Source organism: Streptomyces sp. XH2 (assembly GCF_049725035.1).
Taxonomy (GTDB): Bacteria; Actinomycetota; Actinomycetes; order Streptomycetales; family Streptomycetaceae; genus Streptomyces; species Streptomyces roseoverticillatus.
Map to the genome: position 1 here is coordinate 95508 of NZ_JBMMMZ010000008.1, position 19778 is coordinate 115285.

At 73.5% G+C, this 19778-nt stretch carries 17 protein-coding genes; 6 read left to right on the forward strand and 11 right to left on the reverse strand.

The window, feature by feature from the left end; translation table 11 throughout:
- Positions 1 to 14: 14 nt before the first annotated feature.
- The 4 genes from ACOTKD_RS17715 to ACOTKD_RS17730 form a co-directional block, all read right to left on the reverse strand.
- Positions 15 to 2132, reverse strand: coding sequence for a SpoIIE family protein phosphatase (locus tag ACOTKD_RS17715; RefSeq protein ID WP_424890175.1), 2118 nt, complete (start codon positions 2130 to 2132; stop codon positions 15 to 17).
- Between the two features lie 721 nt (positions 2133 to 2853).
- Positions 2854 to 3531 carry a class I SAM-dependent DNA methyltransferase gene (locus ACOTKD_RS17720; RefSeq protein ID WP_424889936.1) on the reverse strand — a complete coding sequence of 226 codons (678 nt, stop codon included), beginning with the start codon at positions 3529 to 3531 and terminating at the stop codon, positions 2854 to 2856.
- A gap of 176 nt (positions 3532 to 3707) precedes the next feature.
- A complete protein-coding gene (gene fomD / locus ACOTKD_RS17725; RefSeq protein ID WP_424889937.1) occupies positions 3708 to 4409 on the reverse strand; it encodes a cytidylyl-2-hydroxypropylphosphonate hydrolase in 702 nt (233 codons plus the stop codon).
- Positions 4410 to 4669: 260 nt separating this feature from the next.
- A complete protein-coding gene (locus ACOTKD_RS17730) occupies positions 4670 to 6064 on the reverse strand; it encodes a class II fumarate hydratase (RefSeq protein ID WP_424889938.1) in 1395 nt (464 codons plus the stop codon).
- 109 nt (positions 6065 to 6173) lie between these two features.
- Between ACOTKD_RS17730 and ACOTKD_RS17735 the strand changes: the two genes are divergently transcribed.
- On the forward strand, positions 6174 to 7718 hold the full coding sequence (locus tag ACOTKD_RS17735; RefSeq protein ID WP_424889939.1) for a ricin-type beta-trefoil lectin domain protein: 1545 nt from the start codon (positions 6174 to 6176) through the stop codon (positions 7716 to 7718).
- Positions 7719 to 7797: 79 nt separating this feature from the next.
- On the opposite strand, the gene ACOTKD_RS17740 is transcribed toward ACOTKD_RS17735, so the two are convergent.
- Entirely contained in the window at positions 7798 to 9462 is a 1665-nt protein-coding gene (locus tag ACOTKD_RS17740) for a fumarate hydratase (RefSeq protein WP_424889940.1), read from the reverse strand.
- Between the two features lie 160 nt (positions 9463 to 9622).
- Between ACOTKD_RS17740 and ACOTKD_RS17745 the strand changes: the two genes are divergently transcribed.
- Together ACOTKD_RS17745 and ACOTKD_RS17750 are read left to right on the forward strand one after the other, a co-directional pair.
- Entirely contained in the window at positions 9623 to 10312 is a 690-nt protein-coding gene (locus tag ACOTKD_RS17745; RefSeq protein ID WP_424889941.1) for a DUF1707 SHOCT-like domain-containing protein, read from the forward strand.
- A 228-nt stretch (positions 10313 to 10540) separates the two neighbouring features.
- A complete protein-coding gene (locus ACOTKD_RS17750; RefSeq protein ID WP_030367536.1) occupies positions 10541 to 10900 on the forward strand; it encodes a WhiB family transcriptional regulator in 360 nt (119 codons plus the stop codon).
- An 84-nt stretch (positions 10901 to 10984) separates the two neighbouring features.
- On the opposite strand, the gene glpX is transcribed toward ACOTKD_RS17750, so the two are convergent.
- A complete protein-coding gene (glpX, locus tag ACOTKD_RS17755) occupies positions 10985 to 12016 on the reverse strand; it encodes a class II fructose-bisphosphatase (protein ID WP_424889942.1) in 1032 nt (343 codons plus the stop codon).
- A gap of 190 nt (positions 12017 to 12206) precedes the next feature.
- Here glpX and ACOTKD_RS17760 point away from each other — a divergent pair, with 190 nt between their 5' ends.
- Positions 12207 to 12764 carry a DUF4245 domain-containing protein gene (locus ACOTKD_RS17760; RefSeq protein WP_424889943.1) on the forward strand — a complete coding sequence of 186 codons (558 nt, stop codon included), beginning with the start codon at positions 12207 to 12209 and terminating at the stop codon, positions 12762 to 12764.
- 51 nt (positions 12765 to 12815) lie between these two features.
- Here ACOTKD_RS17760 and ACOTKD_RS17765 read toward each other — a convergent pair whose 3' ends face one another.
- The 4 genes from ACOTKD_RS17765 to ACOTKD_RS17780 all read right to left on the reverse strand — a co-directional run bounded on the left by ACOTKD_RS17765 (position 12816) and on the right by ACOTKD_RS17780 (position 16916).
- Positions 12816 to 13409, reverse strand: coding sequence for a malonic semialdehyde reductase (locus ACOTKD_RS17765; RefSeq protein WP_424889944.1), 594 nt, complete (start codon positions 13407 to 13409; stop codon positions 12816 to 12818).
- A 138-nt stretch (positions 13410 to 13547) separates the two neighbouring features.
- Positions 13548 to 13826, reverse strand: a complete 279-nt coding sequence (locus tag ACOTKD_RS17770) for an exodeoxyribonuclease VII small subunit (protein ID WP_424889945.1) — start codon at positions 13824 to 13826, stop codon at positions 13548 to 13550.
- A 10-nt stretch (positions 13827 to 13836) separates the two neighbouring features.
- A complete protein-coding gene (gene xseA, locus ACOTKD_RS17775) occupies positions 13837 to 15081 on the reverse strand; it encodes an exodeoxyribonuclease VII large subunit (protein ID WP_424889946.1) in 1245 nt (414 codons plus the stop codon).
- A gap of 473 nt (positions 15082 to 15554) precedes the next feature.
- Complete coding sequence (locus ACOTKD_RS17780) at positions 15555 to 16916, reverse strand: APC family permease (RefSeq protein ID WP_424889947.1); 1362 nt, start codon at positions 16914 to 16916, stop codon at positions 15555 to 15557.
- Positions 16917 to 17045: 129 nt separating this feature from the next.
- Here ACOTKD_RS17780 and ACOTKD_RS17785 point away from each other — a divergent pair, with 129 nt between their 5' ends.
- Positions 17046 to 18047 (forward strand): 4-hydroxy-3-methylbut-2-enyl diphosphate reductase, encoded by a 1002-nt coding sequence (locus tag ACOTKD_RS17785; RefSeq protein ID WP_424889948.1) that lies wholly within the window; start codon positions 17046 to 17048, stop codon positions 18045 to 18047.
- A gap of 282 nt (positions 18048 to 18329) precedes the next feature.
- On the forward strand, positions 18330 to 19100 hold the full coding sequence (gene ppgK, locus ACOTKD_RS17790; RefSeq protein ID WP_424889949.1) for a polyphosphate--glucose phosphotransferase: 771 nt from the start codon (positions 18330 to 18332) through the stop codon (positions 19098 to 19100).
- Here ppgK and ACOTKD_RS17795 read toward each other — a convergent pair.
- A complete protein-coding gene (locus ACOTKD_RS17795; RefSeq protein WP_424889950.1) occupies positions 18991 to 19605 on the reverse strand; it encodes a DUF6542 domain-containing protein in 615 nt (204 codons plus the stop codon). The two genes, ppgK and ACOTKD_RS17795, sit on opposite strands and share 110 nt — an antisense overlap.
- Between the last annotated feature and the right edge of the window lie 173 nt (positions 19606 to 19778).

Genomic DNA, 19778 nt, shown 5'->3' on the forward strand with positions numbered 1-19778 from the left:
GGCGTCGCGCGGTGTCACCGCGCGTGCGACGGCAGCGCCAGCTCGAACCACACCACCTTGCCCGTGCTCAGCCGGGTCGCGCCCCACCGCCGGGCCAGCCGGTTGACCAGGTACAGCCCGCGGCCGCCCTCGTCCGACGGCCGGGCCTGGCGCAGCCGCGGCAGCTGCGGCACGTCGTCGCCGACCTCGCAGCGCAGCACGTCCGTGCGCAGCAGGCGCAGCGTGATCGGCCGCTCGGCGTACCGCACGGCGTTCGTGATCACCTCGCTGACCAGCAGCTCCACGGCGTCCGTGAGCTCCTCCAAGCCCCAGCGGGTCAGCGCGCGGCGGGCCAGTCGGCGCGCCTGGCGGGCCGTCTGCGGGCGCGGGTCCAGGAACCAGTACGCGACGTCGCTGGGTGCGATGCCCTCGAAGCGGGCCGCGAGCAGGGCGATGTCGTCGTCCCGGTCGCCCGGGCCGAGCATGCCCAGCACCTCGTCGCACAGGGGCTCCAGGGGCGGCGGGTTCGGGCCGGTCAGCCGGGCGGTCTCGATCAGCCGCTCGCGCAGCTGCTCTATGCCCGTCCACACGTCCCGCAGCCGCGACTCCACCAGGCCGTCCGTGTAGAGCAGCAGCGTCGCCCCGGCGGGGGCGTCCAGCTCCACGGCCTCGAAGTCGACCCCGCCCACGCCGATCGGCGCGCCCGGCGGGACGCGCAGGACCTCCGCGCGGCCGCCGCGGTGCAGCAGTATCGGCGGCGGATGCCCCGCGTTGGCGATCACGATGCGGTGCGCGACCGGGTCGTACACCGCGTACATGCAGGTGGCCATGCGGTCCGAGCCGAGGCGCTGGGCCTGCTCGTCCAGGTGGTGCAGCACCTCGGCCGGGGGCAGGTCCAGGCCCGCCAGGGTCTGCGCGGTCGTGCGCAGCTGGCCCATGATCGCGGCGGAGGTCATGGAGTGGCCCATGACGTCGCCGACGACGAGGGCGACGCGGTTGCCCGGCAGGGGGATCGCGTCGTACCAGTCGCCGCCGACGCGGGCGGTCTCGGCGGCCGGCAGGTAGCGGCTGGCGAGCCGGACGCCGGTCGGCTGGGGGAGGGAGTCGGGCAGCATCGTGCGCTGCAGCTCGTCCGCGATGTACACCTCGCGGCCGTAGAGCACGGCTTTGTCGACTCCCAGGGCGGTGTGGGTGGCCAGCTGCGCCGCCACCAGGAGGTCGTCGTTCTCGAACGCGGCCCGGTCCGGGCGGCGGACGAACACCGCGGCGCCGATCACCCGGCGCCGCCCCCGCAGCGGCGCCAGGATCGTGCGGTGCCGGTCCGGGACCGGACGCTCGTCGCCCAGCAGCTCGGGAAGGGCCGCCCGCGCGGCGGAGGAGTCCCCGAAGACGGGTCTGACGCCCCGCAGCACTTCCGCGAGCGGCCCCCCTATGCGCACCTCGCACCGCTCGGCGGCACAGCCGGCGAGATCCGGTACGGGCTCGGGGCGCTCGGCGCCGGGGTCCGCGGCGTCGCCCTCGCCCGCGCCGCGGACGTGCTCGGGCAGCTGGTCGGTGCGGCGCAGCCGCAGCACGACGGGGCCGACGGGCCGCTCGTCGCCGACCGGCAGCGGGTCGCGCAGGTAGACGAGGATGGCGTCGGCGAACGTCGGCACGGTGGCCCGGCACAGGCCGAGCACGATCTCGTCCAGGTCGATCCCGCGGGCGATCCGCCGCGTGGCGGCCCCGACGAACCGCAGCCGCTCGCCTCCGGCGGGGTGGCCGGCGCCCTCGGGCCCTGCCGGGACCGGGTGACCGGCGGCCTCCGTGGCCGGGTGGTGAGCGGTGTCCGTGGTGGCGGGGGAGGTGCCCTTCGACCGCGGGTCCGGGCCGCTTCCGCCGTCCGGGCCGCCGGCCGTGACGGCTGGGCGGCCGGTGGCTTCCGCCGGCGCGGTGGCCCGCGCACCGGTGCCCTCCCGCCCCGGGTGACCGGCGGCCTCGGCGTCCGGGCCGCTCGCCGCGGCGGCCGACGCGCCGCCGGTGCCTTCCGGCCCGGCCCGGTGAGCGGTGGGCGCGGTGGCCGGGGCACCGTCGTCGCTGTTCGCGGCTCCGGCGGCTCCTTCCGGCTGCGGGGCGCCTGCGGCGGGCTCGCGGGCATCGTTGTCAGAGGCCACCGCGGGCGCGCGCTCGGCCGTGGCGGCGGGCAGCGCAGCGGAGGCCGCCTCGGGCGTACGGGCACGGGATCCGCCGCCGCGGGGGCCTGCGGCCGGGACCGCACCGGCCTGAGGCCGGGTGGCCCGCGACCCGTCGGGCAGCGACTCTTCGGCCGGGGATCCGGCGGCCCGCGAACGGGTGCCCCGGCGGGACCGGGCGGCCTGAGGCTCCTCGGCCCCGGACCCGGCGGCCCGCGACCTGCTGGTGCGGGATCCGGCGGGCCGGGGCTCTCCGGCCGGTGAGCCGGTGGTCCCGGAGGCCGGGGCGGGGGACCGGGTGGCCCCGGGCTGCGCGGCCTCGGACCCGGTGCTCCGGGATCCCGTGGGCGCGGGCGCCGGGCCCGGCGCCACCGGGGCGCCCCCGTCCGGGAGGCCCTCCGGCTCCGGGTGCGAGCTCGCGCGTGTGCGGGCGCGGTCGGCAGGGCCGCCCGCCGGGTCGTCCGCGGCCGGGCGCGTGCCCGCGTGGGCGTCCTCGCGCCGCTGGGGCGGCACGCCCTGCGGCCCCGGCCCGGAGGCCGGTCGCGGACGACCCGGTTCCGGATCCGGGGCAGAGGCAGCGGCGGGTGCGGCGGCCTGCCGCACCGCGGCGATCCGCTGGTTTCCGTGGGAGTCGGTGTGCTCCGTCACGCGTGGGGTTCCATCCGTCGGGGCCGTGCGCCCGCTCGCGCGGGTGCACCGTGGGTCAGGCGCGTCGCAGATTGAGGAAGAGCTGGATCTCGGGTGGCACGTCCGTACTCGCCGGGGCGTACGCCAGCGAGTGCTCCCCGGCGACTTCGAAACCCGCTTCGCGCACGACCTGGCGCAGTTCGTCCCGCAGGTATCCGGATACCCGGATCGTGTTGCCCAGGAACGGGATCGCGTAGTCGTCCACGTCGGCCTCGACCATCGACAGGGCGAGCAACCCGCCGGGTCTCAGCAGCCCGTGGAGCATCCGCAGCGCGTGCGGGATCTCCGCGCGGGGCAGCATCAGCAGCGAGAAGAACGCGGCCACGCCGTCGAAGACGCCGAGGCGGCCGTCCCGCAGCTCCGCGAGGTCCGCCTGGTGGAACTCGGCCTTGGGGACGTTGTCCCGGGCCAGTTCCAGCATGCCGGGCGAGAGGTCGACGCCCACGACGCGGTGGCCCGCGTCGGCCAGCTGCCGCGCGGTCGGCAGTCCGGTGCCGCAGCCGACGTCCAGGACGCGGGAGCCGGGCGGCAGGGCGGCCGCGAGCCAGGCGCCCGCGCCGAGCTGGCCCTCCTTGTGCGGGAAGGCCTCGTCGTAGCGGTGGCCGATCGCGTCGAACGCCTCCGCCTGCCCGCTCCGGTCGAGCCCCGGGCGGGCGTAGCCGTCGTAGTCCTGCCGGTTCCCGTCACCGCTCACGGCGCCCGCCCTCCCTGTGACCGTTGACCGTATTCCCTGAACAAGCGTCACATGCCGTGCTCTGTTCGTGCCGTGCTCGTGCCGTGCTGCTGTGCAGTACCGCGGAGGCCGATCCTACGGTTGCCCGGCGGGCCGGTGCCAAGCGGTTGGCCGCCTTGCCGTCGAATCCGTGCGGATCATGCCCGGATCCGGGCCGGAGAACGGTCCCAGTCGGCTGGCAGGGCGGGTACGGGCCAGGCCGGGTCCGGCCGCCAGTCCTCCCAGCCCGCGGCGAACGGCGCGGCCCAGGCCTCGATCCGCTCGACCGCGGACCGGCCTGCGGCGCGCACCCGCTCGGCCTGCCCGGCGGACATCAGGCCCGCCTGCTGCGCCTGCGCGAACTCGTCCTCGTCCTTCCACTGCCAGCTGCGGTCCGGGTAGACGGCGATGTCGAGGAAGTGGTCCTCGGAGTCCACGCCGCCCGCCCAGCGGGTCAGCGGCTCCTCGAGGTTGACGTACCAGTTCTTGAAGCGCCAGTCACGGTCCCAGAACAGCCAGACGGACCACGGCTCGCCGGGCCGGGCGAGCTTCAGCACCCCGGTGCCGGACCACGGGGCGACCTGCGTGGTGCGGGGCTTGGTGTAGCGCGTGGCGAGGGGCTCCTGGTGGACCGGGGTGCCGTCGGCGAGCAGCGGCCGCACGCACGCGGTGCCCGGAGCGACCCAGACGGCGAGCAGGTCGGCGGTGTCCTGCACGACGGTGACGGGGCGGCAGATGTGGACGCGGTCGGTGGCATTGCCCCGGTAGCGCCAGAGGATCTGTTCCCCCGGCGCCCAGGAAGGTGCGCTTCCGCTCGCGCTTGCCGTCTCGACCGTCTCCGCGTCCGCATCCGCTGTCATGCGGAGATCCTAGGTGGCGGTGGTGAGGGCGCGCCGTGATGTGTGCCATGCCCTTCGGCCGGACTGCCCTTCGGCACGTGGTCGCGCCCGCCGGCCCTTCCCCCGGACCCTCGCCGCGGGGGTTTCCCGCCGCGGCGGCGGAGCAGTTCAGCCGGTGGCCGGCGTCTCCTCCCGCCGCGACGGCGCGGCACCACGACGTGGCGCACCGGCGGTGCCGTGCAGGGCCGCGGCCCGGATGACGCCCGCCGCACGGACGGCGGCTACGGCCGCGTCATCCGCAGCACGTCCAGCGCCTCGTCCAGCTGCTCCAAGGTCAGCAGACCCCGCTCCACGTACCCCGATTCGAGAACGACCTGGCGGATCGTCTTCCGCTCCGCAAGGGACTTCTTCGCCACCTTCGCCGCCTCCTCGTAGCCGATGTAGCGGTTGAGGGGCGTGACGACGGACGGGGACGACTCCGCGTACTCGCGGGCGCGCTCCACGTCGGCGGTGATGCCGTCGACCGTGCGGTCGGCCAGCAGCCGGGAGGCGTTGGCGAGCAGCCGCACCGACTCCAGGACGTTCTTCGCCATGACCGGGAGCATCACGTTGAGCTCGAAGTTCCCGGCGGCGCCCGCGGTCGCGACCGTCGCGTCGTTGCCGGTGACCTGGGCGGCCACCATCAGCACGGCCTCGCAGATGACCGGGTTGACCTTGCCCGGCATGATCGAGGAGCCGGGCTGCAGGTCCGGCAGGCTGATCTCGGCCAGCCCGGCCCGCGGGCCCGAGCCCATCCAGCGCAGATCGTTGGCGATCTTGGTGAGGCCGACGGCGATCGTGCGCAGCTGGCCGCTGGTCTCCACCAGACCGTCGCGGGCGCCCTGCGCCTCGAAGTGGTTCCGGGCCTCGGTCAGCGGCAGCCCGGTCGTGCGGGCGACCTCGGCGATGACGGCTCCGGAGAAGCCGGGCGGCGTGTTGATGCCGGTGCCGACCGCCGTGCCGCCCAGGGGGAGTTCGGCCAGGCGCGGCAGGGAGGCGCGCAGCCGCTCGACGCCGTAGCGGACCTGCGCGGCGTAGCCGCCGAACTCCTGGCCCAGCGTCACCGGTGTGGCGTCCATCAGGTGCGTACGGCCGGACTTGACGACCTCGGCGAACTCCTCCGCCTTGCGCTCCAGGGCCGCCGCGAGGTGCTCCAGCGCGGGGACGAGGTCGCCGGTGACGGCGGCCGTCGCCGCGATGTGGATGCTGGACGGGAAGACGTCGTTGGAGCTCTGCGACGCGTTCACGTGGTCGTTGGGGTGCACCGGGCTGCCCAGGCGCTCGCTCGCCAGGGTGGCGATGACCTCGTTGGCGTTCATGTTGGAGGAGGTGCCGGAGCCGGTCTGGAAGACGTCCACGGGGAAGTGGTCGTCCCAGCGCCCCTCGGCGACCTCGCCCGCCGCGGCCTCGATCGCCTCGGCCACGTCCTTGCCGACCACGCCGAGCTCGGCGTTGACCCTGGCCGCGGCGGCCTTGATCCGGGCCAGCGCCTCGATGTGCGCCCGCTCCAGCCGCTGCCCGCTCACCGGGAAGTTCTCCACCGCGCGCTGGGTCTGCGCCCGCCACTTGGCGTCCGCCGGCACCCGCACCTCGCCCATCGAGTCGTGCTCGATCCGGTACTGCTCACCATCGGTCATCGTCACTTACCTCCTGACAGAGCAAGCGTTTGTCCGGTTCACCGTGTTCCCAAAGGGCACTACCGCCTAGTAAATACCGCGGGTAACAACTGAAATCGGGGAGGCCACCTTGACACGCAGACCCACCCTGCGCTGTTCACTCGCCGCCGTCGCCGCGCTCGCCGCGGCGTTCGGCGGCCTTGCCGTCACCGGACCCGCCGCCCACGCGGCCCACGCCCCGCACGCACCCCACCCCGCGGCCCGTACCGCCGCCGCGGCGCCCCTGTCGCCCGAGCTGGAGAAGATCCGCGCCGCCGAGGCCGTCAAGCTCTACGGTGACGCCGCCGTGCGGCCCCTGGAGCAGCGCAAGTCCGCACTGCTCTCGCTCGGCGACAGCGAGATCTCCGGCGAGGGCGTCGGCAGCTACGAGCCGGGCACCAACGGCCCGGACAACTGGTGCCACCGCTCGCCCGACGCCGCCATCCACCGCACCGGCATCCCCGCGGACGTCACCTACAACGTCGCCTGCTCCGGGGCCTACACGGGCAACATCCGCATCGGCGGCTCCAAGCAGTACGCGGACGAGCTCGTCCAGAGCGACAGCCTCGCGATCAAGGCCCGCAACACCCGCGTGAAGCTGGTCCTGCTCGTCGCCGGCGCCAACGACGACCTGCAGTTCGGGCCCGTCATCACCGACTGCGTCACCCGCTACCTGACCCTCCAGGGCGCCTGTCAGCCCAAGTACGCGCCCGGCTGGCAGGCCCGCGTCGACGGCCTCGTGCCCAAGGTCGAGCAGACCGTACGGGACCTGCGCACGGTCATGAAGGACGCCGGCTACGCCGACGGCGACTACAAACTCGTCCTCATGGGCTACCCCAGCCCCATCGGCCCCGACTTCGAGGACAACCCGTCCTTCCCCGGCAAGCTCCCCGGCGGCTGCGTCGGCTACACCTCCGACGCCGCGTGGGGCCGCAACGCCGCCGTGCCCGCCTTCGAGCGCGGCATGCGCAGGGCCGCCCGCGACACCGGAGCCCTCTACCTCGACAACTCCCGCCTCTTCCACGGCCACGAGGTGTGCACGGACAACACCTGGGCCCGCGGGCTCTACGTCGACGTGACCAACCCCTTCCCGCCGAACGAGAACTCCGTCCGGCAGTCCTTCCACCCCAACCAGCGCGGCCACGGCGCGTTCGCGTCCTGCCTGACCCAGCTCTACCGCTCCGGCTGGCAGGAGGCCGGCTGCGCCGACCCCGCGAGCACGGGCACGCCGGTGCTGACCAAGGGCGCGTGGGACGACGCCTTCCGGCCCCTGAAGAACGAGGCCACGGGCACGTGCGTCGACGCCTACGCGGCAAGCAGCCGCAACGGCACCACCGTCGGCGGCTGGGACTGCACGGGCAACCGCAACCAGGAGTGGGCCTACGACTCCGGCACCAAGGCGCTGCGGACGGCGCTGTCGCACGACCGGTGCGTGGACGTTCCCGGCGGGAAGTACGCGGCGGGGACGGCCGTGGTGTTGTGGGACTGCCACGGGGGTGCGAACCAGCAGTTCGTACGGAACGGTGCCACGGTGCGGCCCGTCGCGGCGGGTGGGCTGTGCCTGACGCTGGGGGCGGCCAAGGACCCGGTGCGGCTGCAGGCGTGTGACGGGTCGGGGTCACAGCGGTTCGCGTAGCGGCTGACCCGCCGTGGGGCCGGGTTGTGCCCACCCGTTCCGCCCTGCGGAACGACTGCCCACAACCCGGCTTGCGGGACTACTTCGTACGGACCGGAATGCTGGTGAACGTCGGCGCCGGGGCCGGGTCGACGAAGAAGTCGTTGCCCTTGTCGTCCACGACGATGAACGCCGGGAAGTCCTCGACCTCGATCTTCCAGACCGCCTCCATGCCGAGCTCCTCGTACTCCAGGACCTCGACCTTCTTGATGCAGTCCTGCGCGAGGCGGGCCGCCGGGCCGCCGATCGAGCCGAGGTAGAAGCCGCCGTGGCTGCCGCACGCGTCGGTGACCTGCTTGCTGCGGTTGCCCTTGGCGAGCATCACCTTGGAGCCGCCCGCGGCCTGGAACTGCTCGACGTAGGAGTCCATGCGGCCGGCCGTCGTCGGGCCGAAGGAGCCGGACGCGTAGCCCTCGGGGGTCTTGGCCGGGCCGGCGTAGTAGACCGGGTGGTCCTTGAGGTACTGCGGCATCTCCTCGCCCGCGTCCAGCCGCTCCTTGATCTTCGCATGTGCGATGTCGCGGGCCACGACGAGCGGTCCGGTCAGCGAGAGCCGGGTCTTCACGGGGTACTTGGTCAGCTCCGCGAGGATCTCGTCCATGGGGCGGTTGAGGTCGATCCGGACGACGTCGCCCTCGGACTCGAGGTGCTCGTCGGTGGTCTCGGGGAGGAAGCGCGCCGGGTCGGTCTCCAGCTGCTCCAGGAAGACGCCTTCGGGCGTGATCTTCGCGAGCGCCTGGCGGTCGGCGGAGCAGGAGACGGCGATGGCGACCGGGCAGGACGCGCCGTGCCGCGGCAGGCGGACGACGCGCACGTCGTGGCAGAAGTACTTGCCGCCGAACTGGGCGCCGATGCCGATCTTCTGCGTCAGCTCGAAGACCTTGTCCTCCAGCTCCTTGTCGCGGAAGCCGTGGCCGAGCGCGGAGCCCTCCTCCGGCAGCTCGTCCAGGTAGTGCGCGGAGGCGTACTTGGCGGTCTTCAGCGCGTACTCGGCGGAGGTGCCGCCGACGACGATCGCCAGGTGGTACGGGGGGCAGGCCGCCGTGCCGAGCGAGCGGATCTTCTCCTCCAGGAACTTCATCATGCTCGCCTCGTTGAGCACGGCCTTCGTCTCCTGGAAGAGGAAGGACTTGTTGGCCGAGCCGCCGCCCTTGGCCATGAAGAGGAACTTGTAGGCGCCGCCGTCGGTCGCGTACAGCTCGATCTGCGCGGGCAGGTTGGAGCCGGTGTTCTTCTCGTCCCACATGGTCAGCGGGGCCATCTGCGAATAGCGCAGGTTGAGCTCGGTGTAGGCGTCGAAGATGCCGTGCGAGAGGGCCTTCTCGTCCTCGCCCCCGGTCAGCACGTTCTGACCGCGCTTGCCCATGACGATGGCCGTGCCGGTGTCCTGGCACATCGGCAGCACGCCGGCCGCGGCGATGTTGGCGTTCTTGAGCAGGTCGAGGGCGACGAAGCGGTCGTTGGGGGACGCCTCCGGGTCGTCGAGGATCTTCCGCAGCTGCGCGAGGTGGGCCGGGCGCAGGTAGTGGGAGATGTCGTGCATCGCCTCGGCGGCCAGCTTGCGCAGCGCCTCGGGCTCCACCTTGAGGAAGGTGCGGCCGTCGGCCTCGAAGGTCGACACGCCCTCGGAGGTGACCAGGCGGTACGGAGTGGTGTCCTCGCCCAGGGGCAGGAGGTCCGTATAGGCGAACTCAGAGGCAGACATGTGCGGCACGTTCCTCACTCGGCAGGCAGTGGTGGCTGGCGTCCTCGACAGCGCCTACCAGCGTAGGCCGCGCGCGGGGGAGTGGTCTTGTGAGGTAAGGCTCACCCGCGCTCCGTCCACCCTCTATCGCGATCTATCGCGATTGGCTACCCTGCTTGCCGTGGAAGAGCCATCGTTCGAAAAGCACTCCCTTGAGAAGCGCCCCCAGCAGGGGGCGCCCGCGCCCGCTCCGGCCCCCGCGCCGCCCGCGCTGCGCGCCTCCGACGCCGACCGCGACCGGTTCGCGGACATCCTGCGCAATGCCATGGCGGAGGGGCGGATCACCGCCGAGGAGCACTCCGAGCGGATCGGCGAGGTCTACCGCGCCAAGACGCTCGGCGAGCTGGAGCCGCTGGTGAGCGACCTGCCGGAGGCCGGCCGGGCCGGGCCGGCGGCGCCCGCGCGCCCCTACGAGGCCTCGGCGTACTCCCCCGGCGCGGCCCCCGCCGAGAACCTCGTCGCGGTCTTCGGCGGCGCGGCGCGCAAGGGGCGCTGGCGGGTGAGCCGGCGCACGAACGCGTTCGCGCTCTTCGGCGGCATCGAGATCGACCTGACCGAGGCGGTCTTCGAGCAGCAGGAGATCGTCATCAACGCCACCGCCGTCTTCGGCGGCATCGAGATCAGGGTCCCGGAGAACGTGACCCTGCGCTCCACGGGCACCGGGATCTTCGGCGGCTTCGACGTGACGGCGGTCGAGGCGCCGGACTCCGACGCACCGGTCGTCTCCCTCACCGGGTTCGCGGTCTTCGGCGGTGTGGACGCGAAGCCGAAGCGGGGCAAGCGGCTCAAGAACCTTCGCGCGGGCGGCTGATGGCGGTCCGCGCGGCGGCCTCTCGGGGGCCCCGCGCGGCCTGTTGCCGGAAACTTACTGCGGGTTACCGCGTTCCGCTCATGGCAACGGTGTGAATAAGCACGCGCACAGCGGGTAAAGCTTGGTGCATCGTCTCTCGTACGGCTGCCGGTGCGAATGGCCGTGCGCAGTGGAGGCGGGCAAGGGTGACTCAACCGGCCAAGCAAAAGCCGTCGTCAGGAGTAGACCGTGCTGCTACCGCATCAGCCCCTGCAGGAAGCCGCCGTACCGTCCCCGCGGATTTCTTCCGCGCGGGATCAGGCCGGCCCCTGGCATTCGGAGGCGGTGTGCCGCCGGGATGAAGCCGGGCTCTTCTTCGCACCATCCAAGGAACCGACGGCTGCCCGGTTGTCGCGCGAAGAGGCGGCCAAGCGCGTGTGCGCGCGATGCCCCGTGATGGTCGAGTGCCGTGAGCACGCCTTGCTGCAGCCGGAGCCTTACGGGGTGTGGGGCGGTCTCACCGCCGCCGAGCGCCGGGTGGTGCTGGCCCGCCGGCGCCGCCGCGAGGCGGAGCTGGCCCGCGCCACGCGGGTCGCCGCGGCGGGCTGAAGCGCACCCCTCGGCCGCGGGGCGGTCTCCGCTGGGCGCCCGCCCCGCGGCCGAGGGGTTCTCGGGCCGAAGGCCCGGGAAGCCCTAGCTGGGGCGCTCGAAGTCCACCGTGCTGTAGGCGCGAAGCTTCGACAGGCGGTGCGTCGAGTCGATCTGCCGGATCGTGCCCGACTTCGACCGCATCACCAGCGACTGCGTGGTCGCCGTCTCCGCGCGGTACCGCACCCCGCGCAGCAGCTCGCCGTCGGTGATGCCGGTCGCCACGAAGAACACGTTCTCGCCGCTGACCAGGTCGTCCGTCTGCAGGACGCGGTCGAGGTCGTGGCCCGCGTCGATCGCGCGCTGCCGCTCCTCGTCGTCCTTCGGCCACAGCCGGGCCTGGATGGTGCCGCCCATGCACTTCATCGCGCAGGCCGCGATGATGCCCTCCGGCGTGCCGCCGACGCCCAGCAGCAGGTCCACGCCGGTGCCCTCGCGGGCCGCCATGATCGCGCCGGCGACGTCGCCGTCGGCGATGAACTTGATGCGGGCGCCCGCCTCGCGGATCTCCTTGACCAGGCCGTCGTGGCGGGGGCGGTCCAGGACGACGACGGTGACGTCCTCGGGCGAGGAGTGCTTCGCCTTGGCGATCCGGCGGATGTTGACCGCGACCGGCGCGGTGATGTCGACGAAGTCCGCCGCCTCGGGGCCGGTGACCAGCTTGTCCATGTAGAACACGGCGGACGGGTCGAACATGGTGCCGCGGTCGGCGACGGCCATCACGGACACGGCGTTGGCCATGCCCTTGGCGGTGAGGGTCGTGCCGTCCACCGGGTCGACGGCGACGTCGCACTCGGCACCGGTGCCGTCGCCCACGCGCTCGCCGTTGTAGAGCATGGGGGCGTTGTCCTTCTCGCCCTCGCCGATGACGACGACGCCGTTCATCGAGACGGTGCCGATCAGCGCGCGCATGGCCTTGACCGCGGCGCCGTCCGCGCCGTTCTTGTCACCCCGGCCGACCCAGCGGCCCGATGCCATGGCGCCTGCCTCGGTGACCCGGACGAGCTCCAGGGCGAGGTTGCGGTCGGGGGCCTCGGGGCTGACCTCGAGCTGGGACGGCAGATGATGCTCGGTCATCGGAGCGCAACCTTTCTGTACGGCGACGGCCGCAGGGACCCCTCTCCCCCGAAAGGGGCAGAAGGTGAGGGTGCTGATGACTTTATCTGCTCACTGCGAGTGTGAGCAGGGGGCCCCACGCATGAGCGGCGTCAAGGTCTCCCGGAGGGGCCGCGGGAAGATCGGTCCGGCCATGGGGGACGATGGGGGCGTGGCAGGTAGGAATCCCAAGGCGCAGACCGTCCGGAACATGGTGCTCGCGATGGCGGCGGTGATCCCCGTGGCCTTCGTCAGCTATGTCTTCATCCCGCACGACGACAGCAAGGACCCGGTGCGCACCGTCGACTACCGCGTCGAGCTCGACACGGCGCGGCGCGCGGCGCCGTACCCGGTCGCGGCCCCCGACGGGCTCGGCGGCGACTGGCGCGCCACCTCCGTCTCCTACAAGGCGGGCGGCAAGGACGGTTCCGTCTGGCACCTGGGCTTCCTCGACCCGGACACCGAGTACGTGGCCGTGGAGCAGAGCGACGGGCCGGCCGGGGCCTTCATCGACGACGCGAGCCGGCGCGCGGTGAAGACGCCGAAGACGCAGCGCGTCGGCGACGTCACGTGGCGGCAGTACGAGGGCCAGAAGTACAACGCGCTCGTGCGGGAGGAGAAGGGTGTGACCACGGTCGTCACCGGGACCGCCTCGCACGAGCGGCTCATGCAGATGGCCGCCGCGCTCAAGGCCGAGAAGGGCGCCGTGAAGGGCGCCGGGAACGGCTAGAGCGCGACGGCCGGGTGCCGCCGGTGTCCCGTGCGGGACCGGGCGCGGGGCTCAGACGGTGGTGACGACCTGCTCGTAGGACAGGCGCGGCGAGCGCGGGCGGTAGGAGCCCTCCTCGGCCGGCTTGCCGATGTTGACGATCATCAGCGGGGTGTGGTCGTCGTCCAGGAACTCCTTCTGGACGCCCGCGAAGTCGAAGCCGGTCATCGGGCCGGCGGCCAGGCCGGCGGCGCGGATGCCGAGGATGAAGTAGGCGGCCTGGAGGGCGCCGTTGGACGCGGCGGACTTCTCCCGGACCGGGCGCTCCGCGAAGAAGACGTCCTTGGCCTGCGGGAAGGCCGGGAACAGCGTCGGCAGCTCCTCGTGGAACTCGTTGTCCGCGGCGAGGATCGCGACGAGCGGGGCGCTCACGGTCTTGTCGCGGTTGCCCTCGGCCATGAGGGGCGCGAGGCGCTCACGGGCCTCCTCCGAGCGGATCAGCACGATGCGCAGCGGCGACTGGTTGAACGCGGTGGGGGCGTACTTCACCAGGTCGTAGATCGCCTGGATCTGCTCGTCGGTCACCGGCTCGGCGGAGAAGGCGTTGGCCGTGTGGGCCTCGCGGAAGAGCAGGTCCTGGGCGGCGGAGTCGAGGGCGAGGGACATGGGGCACCTACTTGCGTGTGAAACGGGGGAGGCTTGCGCTACCCACTGTACGACAAGTGGATGAAAATTCAACTGAAACTTCAACAAGCGATGCCGGGCGCGGCCGGGCCCGCCTGCTCCTGGTGACGTACGGCCTGGTCAGGCCCGCTCTTCGGAGCCCTCCGGGCCGCCCTCGGCCGCTGCTGCCGCTGCTGCCTCTTCCGAATCCTCCGAGGCCAGCGCCGCGTCCAGCCGGGCCCGCGCGCCCTCCAGCCAGCGCCGGCACGTCTTTGCCAGCTCCTCGCCGCGCTCCCACAGGGCCAGCGACTCCTCCAGCGTCGTGCCGCCCGCCTCCAGGCGGCGCACGACCTCGATCAGCTCGTCGCGAGCCTGCTCGTACCCCAGCGCGTTCGCCGCCGCATCCGTTGTCGTCGCCATGGTCACCAGCCTATGCGGGGGGTCCGACAGCGGGCCCCGCGACGGAGCCGGGGACGGGCCGCACCGCGAACTCGCCCTCCGCGACCCGGGCCCGCAGCTCCTCCTCCGCGCTCACCTCCGCCGCGGCCCGCACCACCGAGCCGTCCGCGTGCTGCAGCACGGCATAGCCCCGGCGCAGCGTCGCCGCCGGGGAGAGGGCCACCACGCGCGCGTGGGTGTGCGACAGCTCCGAGTCGGCGCGGTCCAGCAGGTGGCCGAGGGTGCGGCGGGCCCGGTCGGTGAGCGCCTCGACCTGCGCCTCGCGCTCCTCCACCATCCGCTGCGGGCGCTGCACGCACGGCCGGGCCCGCACGGACGCCAGGCCGCGCTCCTCGCGGTCCAGGTGCGCGGTGACGCAGCGCAGGGCCCGCTCGCGCAGCTGGCGGACCCGGGCCAGCTCCTCGCCGACGTCCGGCACGACGCGCTTCGCCGCGTCCGTCGGCGTCGACGCGCGCAGGTCGGCGACCAGGTCCAGCAGCGGCGAGTCCGGCTCGTGGCCGATCGCCGACACCACCGGGGTGCGGCACGCGGCCACGGACCGCACCAGGCGCTCGTCCGAGAACGGCAGCAGGTCCTCCACGCTGCCGCCGCCGCGCGCCACGATGATCACGTCCACGTCCGGGGCCTTGTCGAGCTCCTCGACGGCCTCGATGACGCGCGGCACCGCGTGCACGCCCTGCACGGGCACGTTGCGGATCTCGAAGCGGACCGCGGGCCAGCGGTGCCGGGCGTTCTCCAGGACGTCCCGCTCGGCGGCCGAGGCCCGGCCGCAGACCAGGCCGATCAGCTGCGGCAGGAACGGCAGCGGCCGCTTGCGGTCCGCCGCGAACAGGCCCTCCGCGGTGAGGGACCGCTTCAGCTGCTCCAGCCGCGCCAGCAGCTCCCCGACGCCCACCGGCCGGATCTCCGCCGCCCGCAGGGACAGCTGACCGCGCGGCGCGTACCACTCCGGCTTGGCGTGCACGACGACGCGCGCGCCCTCCGCGACGACGTCGGCCACCCGGTCGAAGACCGCGCGGTAGCAGGTGACGGACAGCGAGATGTCGTGCGCCGGGTCGCGCAGCGTCAGGAAGACGACGCCGGCGCCCGGGCGGCGGGAGATCTGCGTGATCTGTCCCTCGACCCACACCGCGCCGAGCCGGTCGATCCAGCCGCCGATGAGCCGCGACACCTGCCCCACGGGGACGGGGGCTTCGGGGGACGTGTTGAGGGCCATGGAGCCGAGCGTAGTGGTGGGGGCTGACACGTACGGGTCGCGGTCGCCGCGTATCCGCCGGACCCTCGCCGCGGGGGCGTGCCGCCGTTGCGGCGGTCATGAGAGGCGCGGCCTCTCGACCGGTGAGACCGGCGCGCTGGAGAACGCCGGGCTGCTCAAGAAGAGCCCGCCGCCGCGGCGTGCAACCACCGCGGCGCGGTCCGGCGGTGCCGGGATCCGCTCGGCCCCGCACTGGCGATCCCGGCGGTTCGGCGGTGCCGGAATCCGCCGGCTCCGGTCGCCGCGCATTCCGCTGGGCCCTCGCCGCGGTGGTCGCTCGCCGCTGTGGCGGGCGCTTTCCTGAGAGGCGCGGCCTCTCGACCGGTGAGACCGGCGCGCTGGAGAATGCCGGGCTGCTCAGGAAGGGCCCGCCGCCATGGCGTGCAACCACCGCGGCGCGGCTCGGCGGTGCCGGGATCCGCGCAGGACCGGTCCTACGCCGGGCCCCTGCGGAGCACCTCCGCTCCGAGCACCCCCAGCCCCGCCACCAGCCACAGCCCGCCCACGAGCTGGGCCGTGGGCGACGCCTTGACGATCACTGCGACGACCACCGCCAGCCCCAGCAGGGGCGCCACCACATGCCGTACGGGCTTCAGCTCCCGGCCCCGTCTGCGGACCGCGAACCAGCCGATCACCGACAGGTGCAGCAGCGCGAAGGCCACCAGCGCCCCCACGTCCACGACCGACACCAGCCGGTCCAGGCCGTCGTCCCGCCGTGCCGCCCACACCGCCGCCACCAGGTTGACCACCGCCGCCCCCAGCACCGCGACGCGCGGGACGCCGGATCCCCGGTCCACCTTCGACAGCACGCCCGGCAGCCTCCGGTCGCGCGCCATCGCGAACAGCAGCCGCCCCGACGCGGCCTGCCCGGCCAGCGCCGCGAACGCCGCCCCGACGGCCTTGCTGACCGCCACCAGGTCGTGCAGCCAGGGGCCCGTCGCCGAGTCCACCGTGTCGTAGAACGCCGAGCCCTGCGCGGCCGGCTTCGCCGCCAGCTCCGCCGGCGACATGGGGGCCAGCAGCGCCGCCAGGTACGTCTGGACGACGAAGAGCACGCCCGCCACCGCCAGGCACGTCACCACCGCCCGCGCCACCCGCTCCGACCCTCCGGCCGCCTCCTCCGCGAAGGCGGCGATCGCGTCGAAGCCCAGGTACGACAGCACCGCCACCGACACCGCCGCGACCACCGCCCCCGTGGTGAAGCCGGCCTCGCCGGTCAGCGGCGACAGCCAGCCCCGCTGCGCGCCCCGGTCCGAGAGCGCGAAGATCGCGCACGCCACGAAGACCAGCAGGACGGCGATCTCCATCGCCAGCACCAGGAAGCCGACGAGGGCGGCCGTCCGCACGCCCGCGAGGTTCAGCGCGGTCGTCACCGCCACCGCGACGGCCGTCCACACCCACTGCGAGACCGACGGCACCAGCGCGTGCAGGGCGATGCCCGAGAAGAGGTAGGCCACCGCCGGGATCAGGAGGTAGTCCAGCAGCGCCATCCAGCCCGCGATGAACCCGGGGCCCTCACCCAGGCCCACGCGCGCGTAGGTGTAGACCGACCCGGCCTGCGGGGCGACCCGCACCATCTGCGCGTACGAGAAGGCCGTGAAGGCCATCGCGACGGTCGCGACGACGTAGACCAGCGCCACCGCCCCGTGCGACTTCGTGTCCAGCGTGCCGAAGATGCCCACCGGCGCCATGGGGGCGATGAAGAGCATCCCGTAGACGACCAGGTCGCGGAGGGTGAGGGTGCGATGGAGCTTTCCGCCGGTGCCGCCGGGGGCTGCGGTCACGGGTGCGGTCATGGGCTGCCCCCAGGGCTGACGGGATCCGGAGCCGGTGGAGCCGACGGATCCGGAGTGTGCGGAATCGCGGCTTCCGTCATCGTGCCCCAACCGGCCGCCCGCCGCCGGTCGGCACCGCGGGCCCTTACGATGGACGGCATGACTGCACCCACCGCCCGCAAGGTCCTCCTCGCCGCCCCCCGTGGCTACTGCGCGGGTGTGGACCGCGCCGTCATCGCCGTCGAGAAGGCCCTGGAGCAGTACGGCGCCCCCGTCTACGTGCGTCATGAGATCGTCCACAACAAATACGTGGTGAAGACCCTGGAGAAGAAGGGCGCGATCTTCGTCGACGAGACGGCGGAGGTGCCCGAGGGCAACATCGTCATCTTCTCCGCGCACGGCGTCGCCCCGGTCGTGCACGAGGAGGCCGAGCGCGGCAAGCTCGCCACGATCGACGCCACGTGCCCGCTGGTCACCAAGGTCCACAAGGAAGCCGTCCGCTTCGCCAAGGAGGACTACGACATCCTCCTGATCGGCCACGAGGGCCACGAGGAGGTCATCGGCACCAGCGGCGAGGCGCCCGAGCACATCACCCTGGTCGACGGCCCCGGCGACGTGGCGGGCGTCGAGGTGCGCGACCCGGACAAGGTCGTCTGGCTCTCCCAGACCACCCTCTCGGTCGACGAGACCATGGAGACCGTCGGCGCGCTGCAGCAGAAGTTCCCCAACCTGCTCTCCCCGCCGTCGGACGACATCTGCTACGCCACGCAGAACCGGCAGACCGCGGTCAAGCAGATGGGCGCCGACGCCGACCTGGTGATCGTCGTCGGCTCGAAGAACTCCTCGAACTCCGTCCGCCTGGTCGAGGTCGCCCTCGGCGCCGGCGCCAAGGACGCCCACCTCGTGGACTACGCCGACGAGATCGACGAGGCGTGGCTGGACGGCGTCTCCACGGTCGGCGTGACCTCGGGCGCCTCCGTCCCGGAGATCCTCGTCGAGGGCGTCCTGGAGTGGCTCGCCCAGCGCGGCTACGGCGACGTCGAGACCATCACCTCCGCCCAGGAGAGCATCACCTTCTCCCTGCCCAAGGAGCTGCGCCGCGACCTGCGCGCGGAGGCGGCTGCGAAGACGGCAGGGGACGACCGGGCCTGAGCCCCGGTCGACGGACGGAGTCCGGCGCAGCCGTCCGAAGCCTGCGAGGCCCTCCGGGGCCGAGCAGTGCGAGGGCGGCGTTCGGGATGGTGCGCATCACCTTCTCCCTGCCCAAGGAGCTGCGCCGCGACCTGCGCGCGGAGGCGGCCGGGAAGCTGGCCGGGGGCGAGTCCGCCTAGGAACTCCGCTCGGGGCCCCTGCCCGGGCCCCGCTCGAAGACCCCACCGCACGCCCGCGCAGGGACCCCTGCGCACATGGCCACCACGCCGTAGCGTGGTGGCCATGAACGTATTCGGCGTGGACATCGGCGGATCGGGCATCAAGGGCGCGCCGGTCGACGTGACGCGGGGCGAGCTCATCGAGGAGCGCTTCAAGGTGCTCACCCCCCGCCCGGCCACCCCGGACGCGGTCGCGGCCTGCGTCCGGCAGGTCGTGGAGCACTTCGGGCAGCCCTCCGGGACGGTCGGGGCGACGTTCCCCGGCGTGGTCGTCGGCGGTACGACCCGCACGGCCGCCAACGTCGACAAGGCCTGGGTCGGCTGGGACGCCGCCTGGCTGCTCGGCGAGCAGCTCGGCGTTCCGGTCACCGTGATCAACGACGCCGACGCGGCCGGGCTGGCGGAGATGACCCACGGCGCCGGCCGGGGCCGCAAGGGCACCGTGATCATGCTGACCTTCGGGACCGGCATCGGCAGCGCCGTCTTCAGCGACGGCAAGCTCGTGCCCAACACCGAGCTGGGCCACCTGGAGCTGCAGGGCCACGACGCGGAGACCCGCGCCTCGACCCGGGCCAAGGAGGAGGAGGGCCTGAAGTGGCACCACTGGGCCCGGCGCGTGGAGCGCTACCTCGCCCACGTGGAGATGCTGTTCTCGCCCGAGCTGTTCATCATCGGCGGCGGGGTGAGCCGCAAGGCGAACAAGTTCCTGCCGCTGATCGAGGGCGTCAGCGCCGAGATCGTGCCTGCTGAGCTGGAGAACAACGCGGGGATCGTGGGTGCCGCGATGGCCGCTGCCGCTGCAGCCGGCGCAGCCGTGCCGCTCTCCGCCGCCTGACGAGCGCGATCCGGCGGGCGAGCGCGACGAGCGCGGTCAGCAGCGTGCCCGCGTAGAGCCAGCCCGCGTTGAGCGACAGCAGGGTGACCAGGCCCATGACCCTGCTGCCCGCGCCGCCCCCGGCGTCCACCAGGGGCACCGCCCCCACCGCGAAGGCGATGGGGGCGGCGACGGGCGCGGTGGCCAGGTCGGCCGGGCGCACCCACAGGGCGCACACCGTGCCCGCCAGCAGGAAGCAGACCCCGTAGAAGGCGGGGGAGCCGCCCGCCCGGGAGTCCAGCCAGCCGGTCGCGAGCATCCACACGGTGGTCAGCAGACCGCTGCCGAGCCCGGTCAGCCGGGGCGCCGGCAGCCGCCCCAGGCCCCGCAGCTGCGGGCCGGAGGGCCCGCCGCGGGGCCGGCGGAGGCCGGCGGCCCCGCCCTGTCCCACGGGTGCCGCCGGCCGCGGCACGGGAGGGACACGGCGGGCCTTGCCCCGGGGCGTGCGCGTGCTGGGTTGCTCCACCCGACCAAATTAGGTCGGCGGGCGGGAGGAATCCGGCGCGGGACACGCGGTTTGAGCCACCTTGGCCGTGCGTTCGACTGATAGTCCGCACGGGGCCGCCGGGCGGGTGGACCCGTAGACTGGATGACCGGCCCGGCAGTGGGCCATGACCGGCCCCCACCGGGGCGCGGACC

Bases quoted from the DNA above. Each gene is read 5' to 3' on its own strand.
- ACOTKD_RS17730 (WP_424889938.1), bottom strand. From the start codon at position 6,064: ATGACCGATGGTGAGCAGTACCGGATCGAGCACGACTCGATGGGCGAG.
- ACOTKD_RS17785 (WP_424889948.1), top strand. From the start codon at position 17,046: ATGGACGGCATGACTGCACCCACCGCCCGCAAGGTCCTCCTCGCCGCC.
- glpX (WP_424889942.1), bottom strand. From the start codon at position 12,016: ATGACCGAGCATCATCTGCCGTCCCAGCTCGAGGTCAGCCCCGAGGCC.
- ACOTKD_RS17770 (WP_424889945.1), bottom strand. From the start codon at position 13,826: ATGGCGACGACAACGGATGCGGCGGCGAACGCGCTGGGGTACGAGCAG.
- xseA (WP_424889946.1), bottom strand. From the start codon at position 15,081: ATGGCCCTCAACACGTCCCCCGAAGCCCCCGTCCCCGTGGGGCAGGTG.
- ppgK (WP_424889949.1), top strand. From the start codon at position 18,330: ATGAACGTATTCGGCGTGGACATCGGCGGATCGGGCATCAAGGGCGCG.
- fomD (WP_424889937.1), bottom strand. From the start codon at position 4,409: ATGACAGCGGATGCGGACGCGGAGACGGTCGAGACGGCAAGCGCGAGC.
- ACOTKD_RS17740 (WP_424889940.1), bottom strand. From the start codon at position 9,462: ATGTCTGCCTCTGAGTTCGCCTATACGGACCTCCTGCCCCTGGGCGAG.
- ACOTKD_RS17765 (WP_424889944.1), bottom strand. From the start codon at position 13,409: ATGTCCCTCGCCCTCGACTCCGCCGCCCAGGACCTGCTCTTCCGCGAG.
- ACOTKD_RS17780 (WP_424889947.1), bottom strand. From the start codon at position 16,916: ATGACCGCACCCGTGACCGCAGCCCCCGGCGGCACCGGCGGAAAGCTC.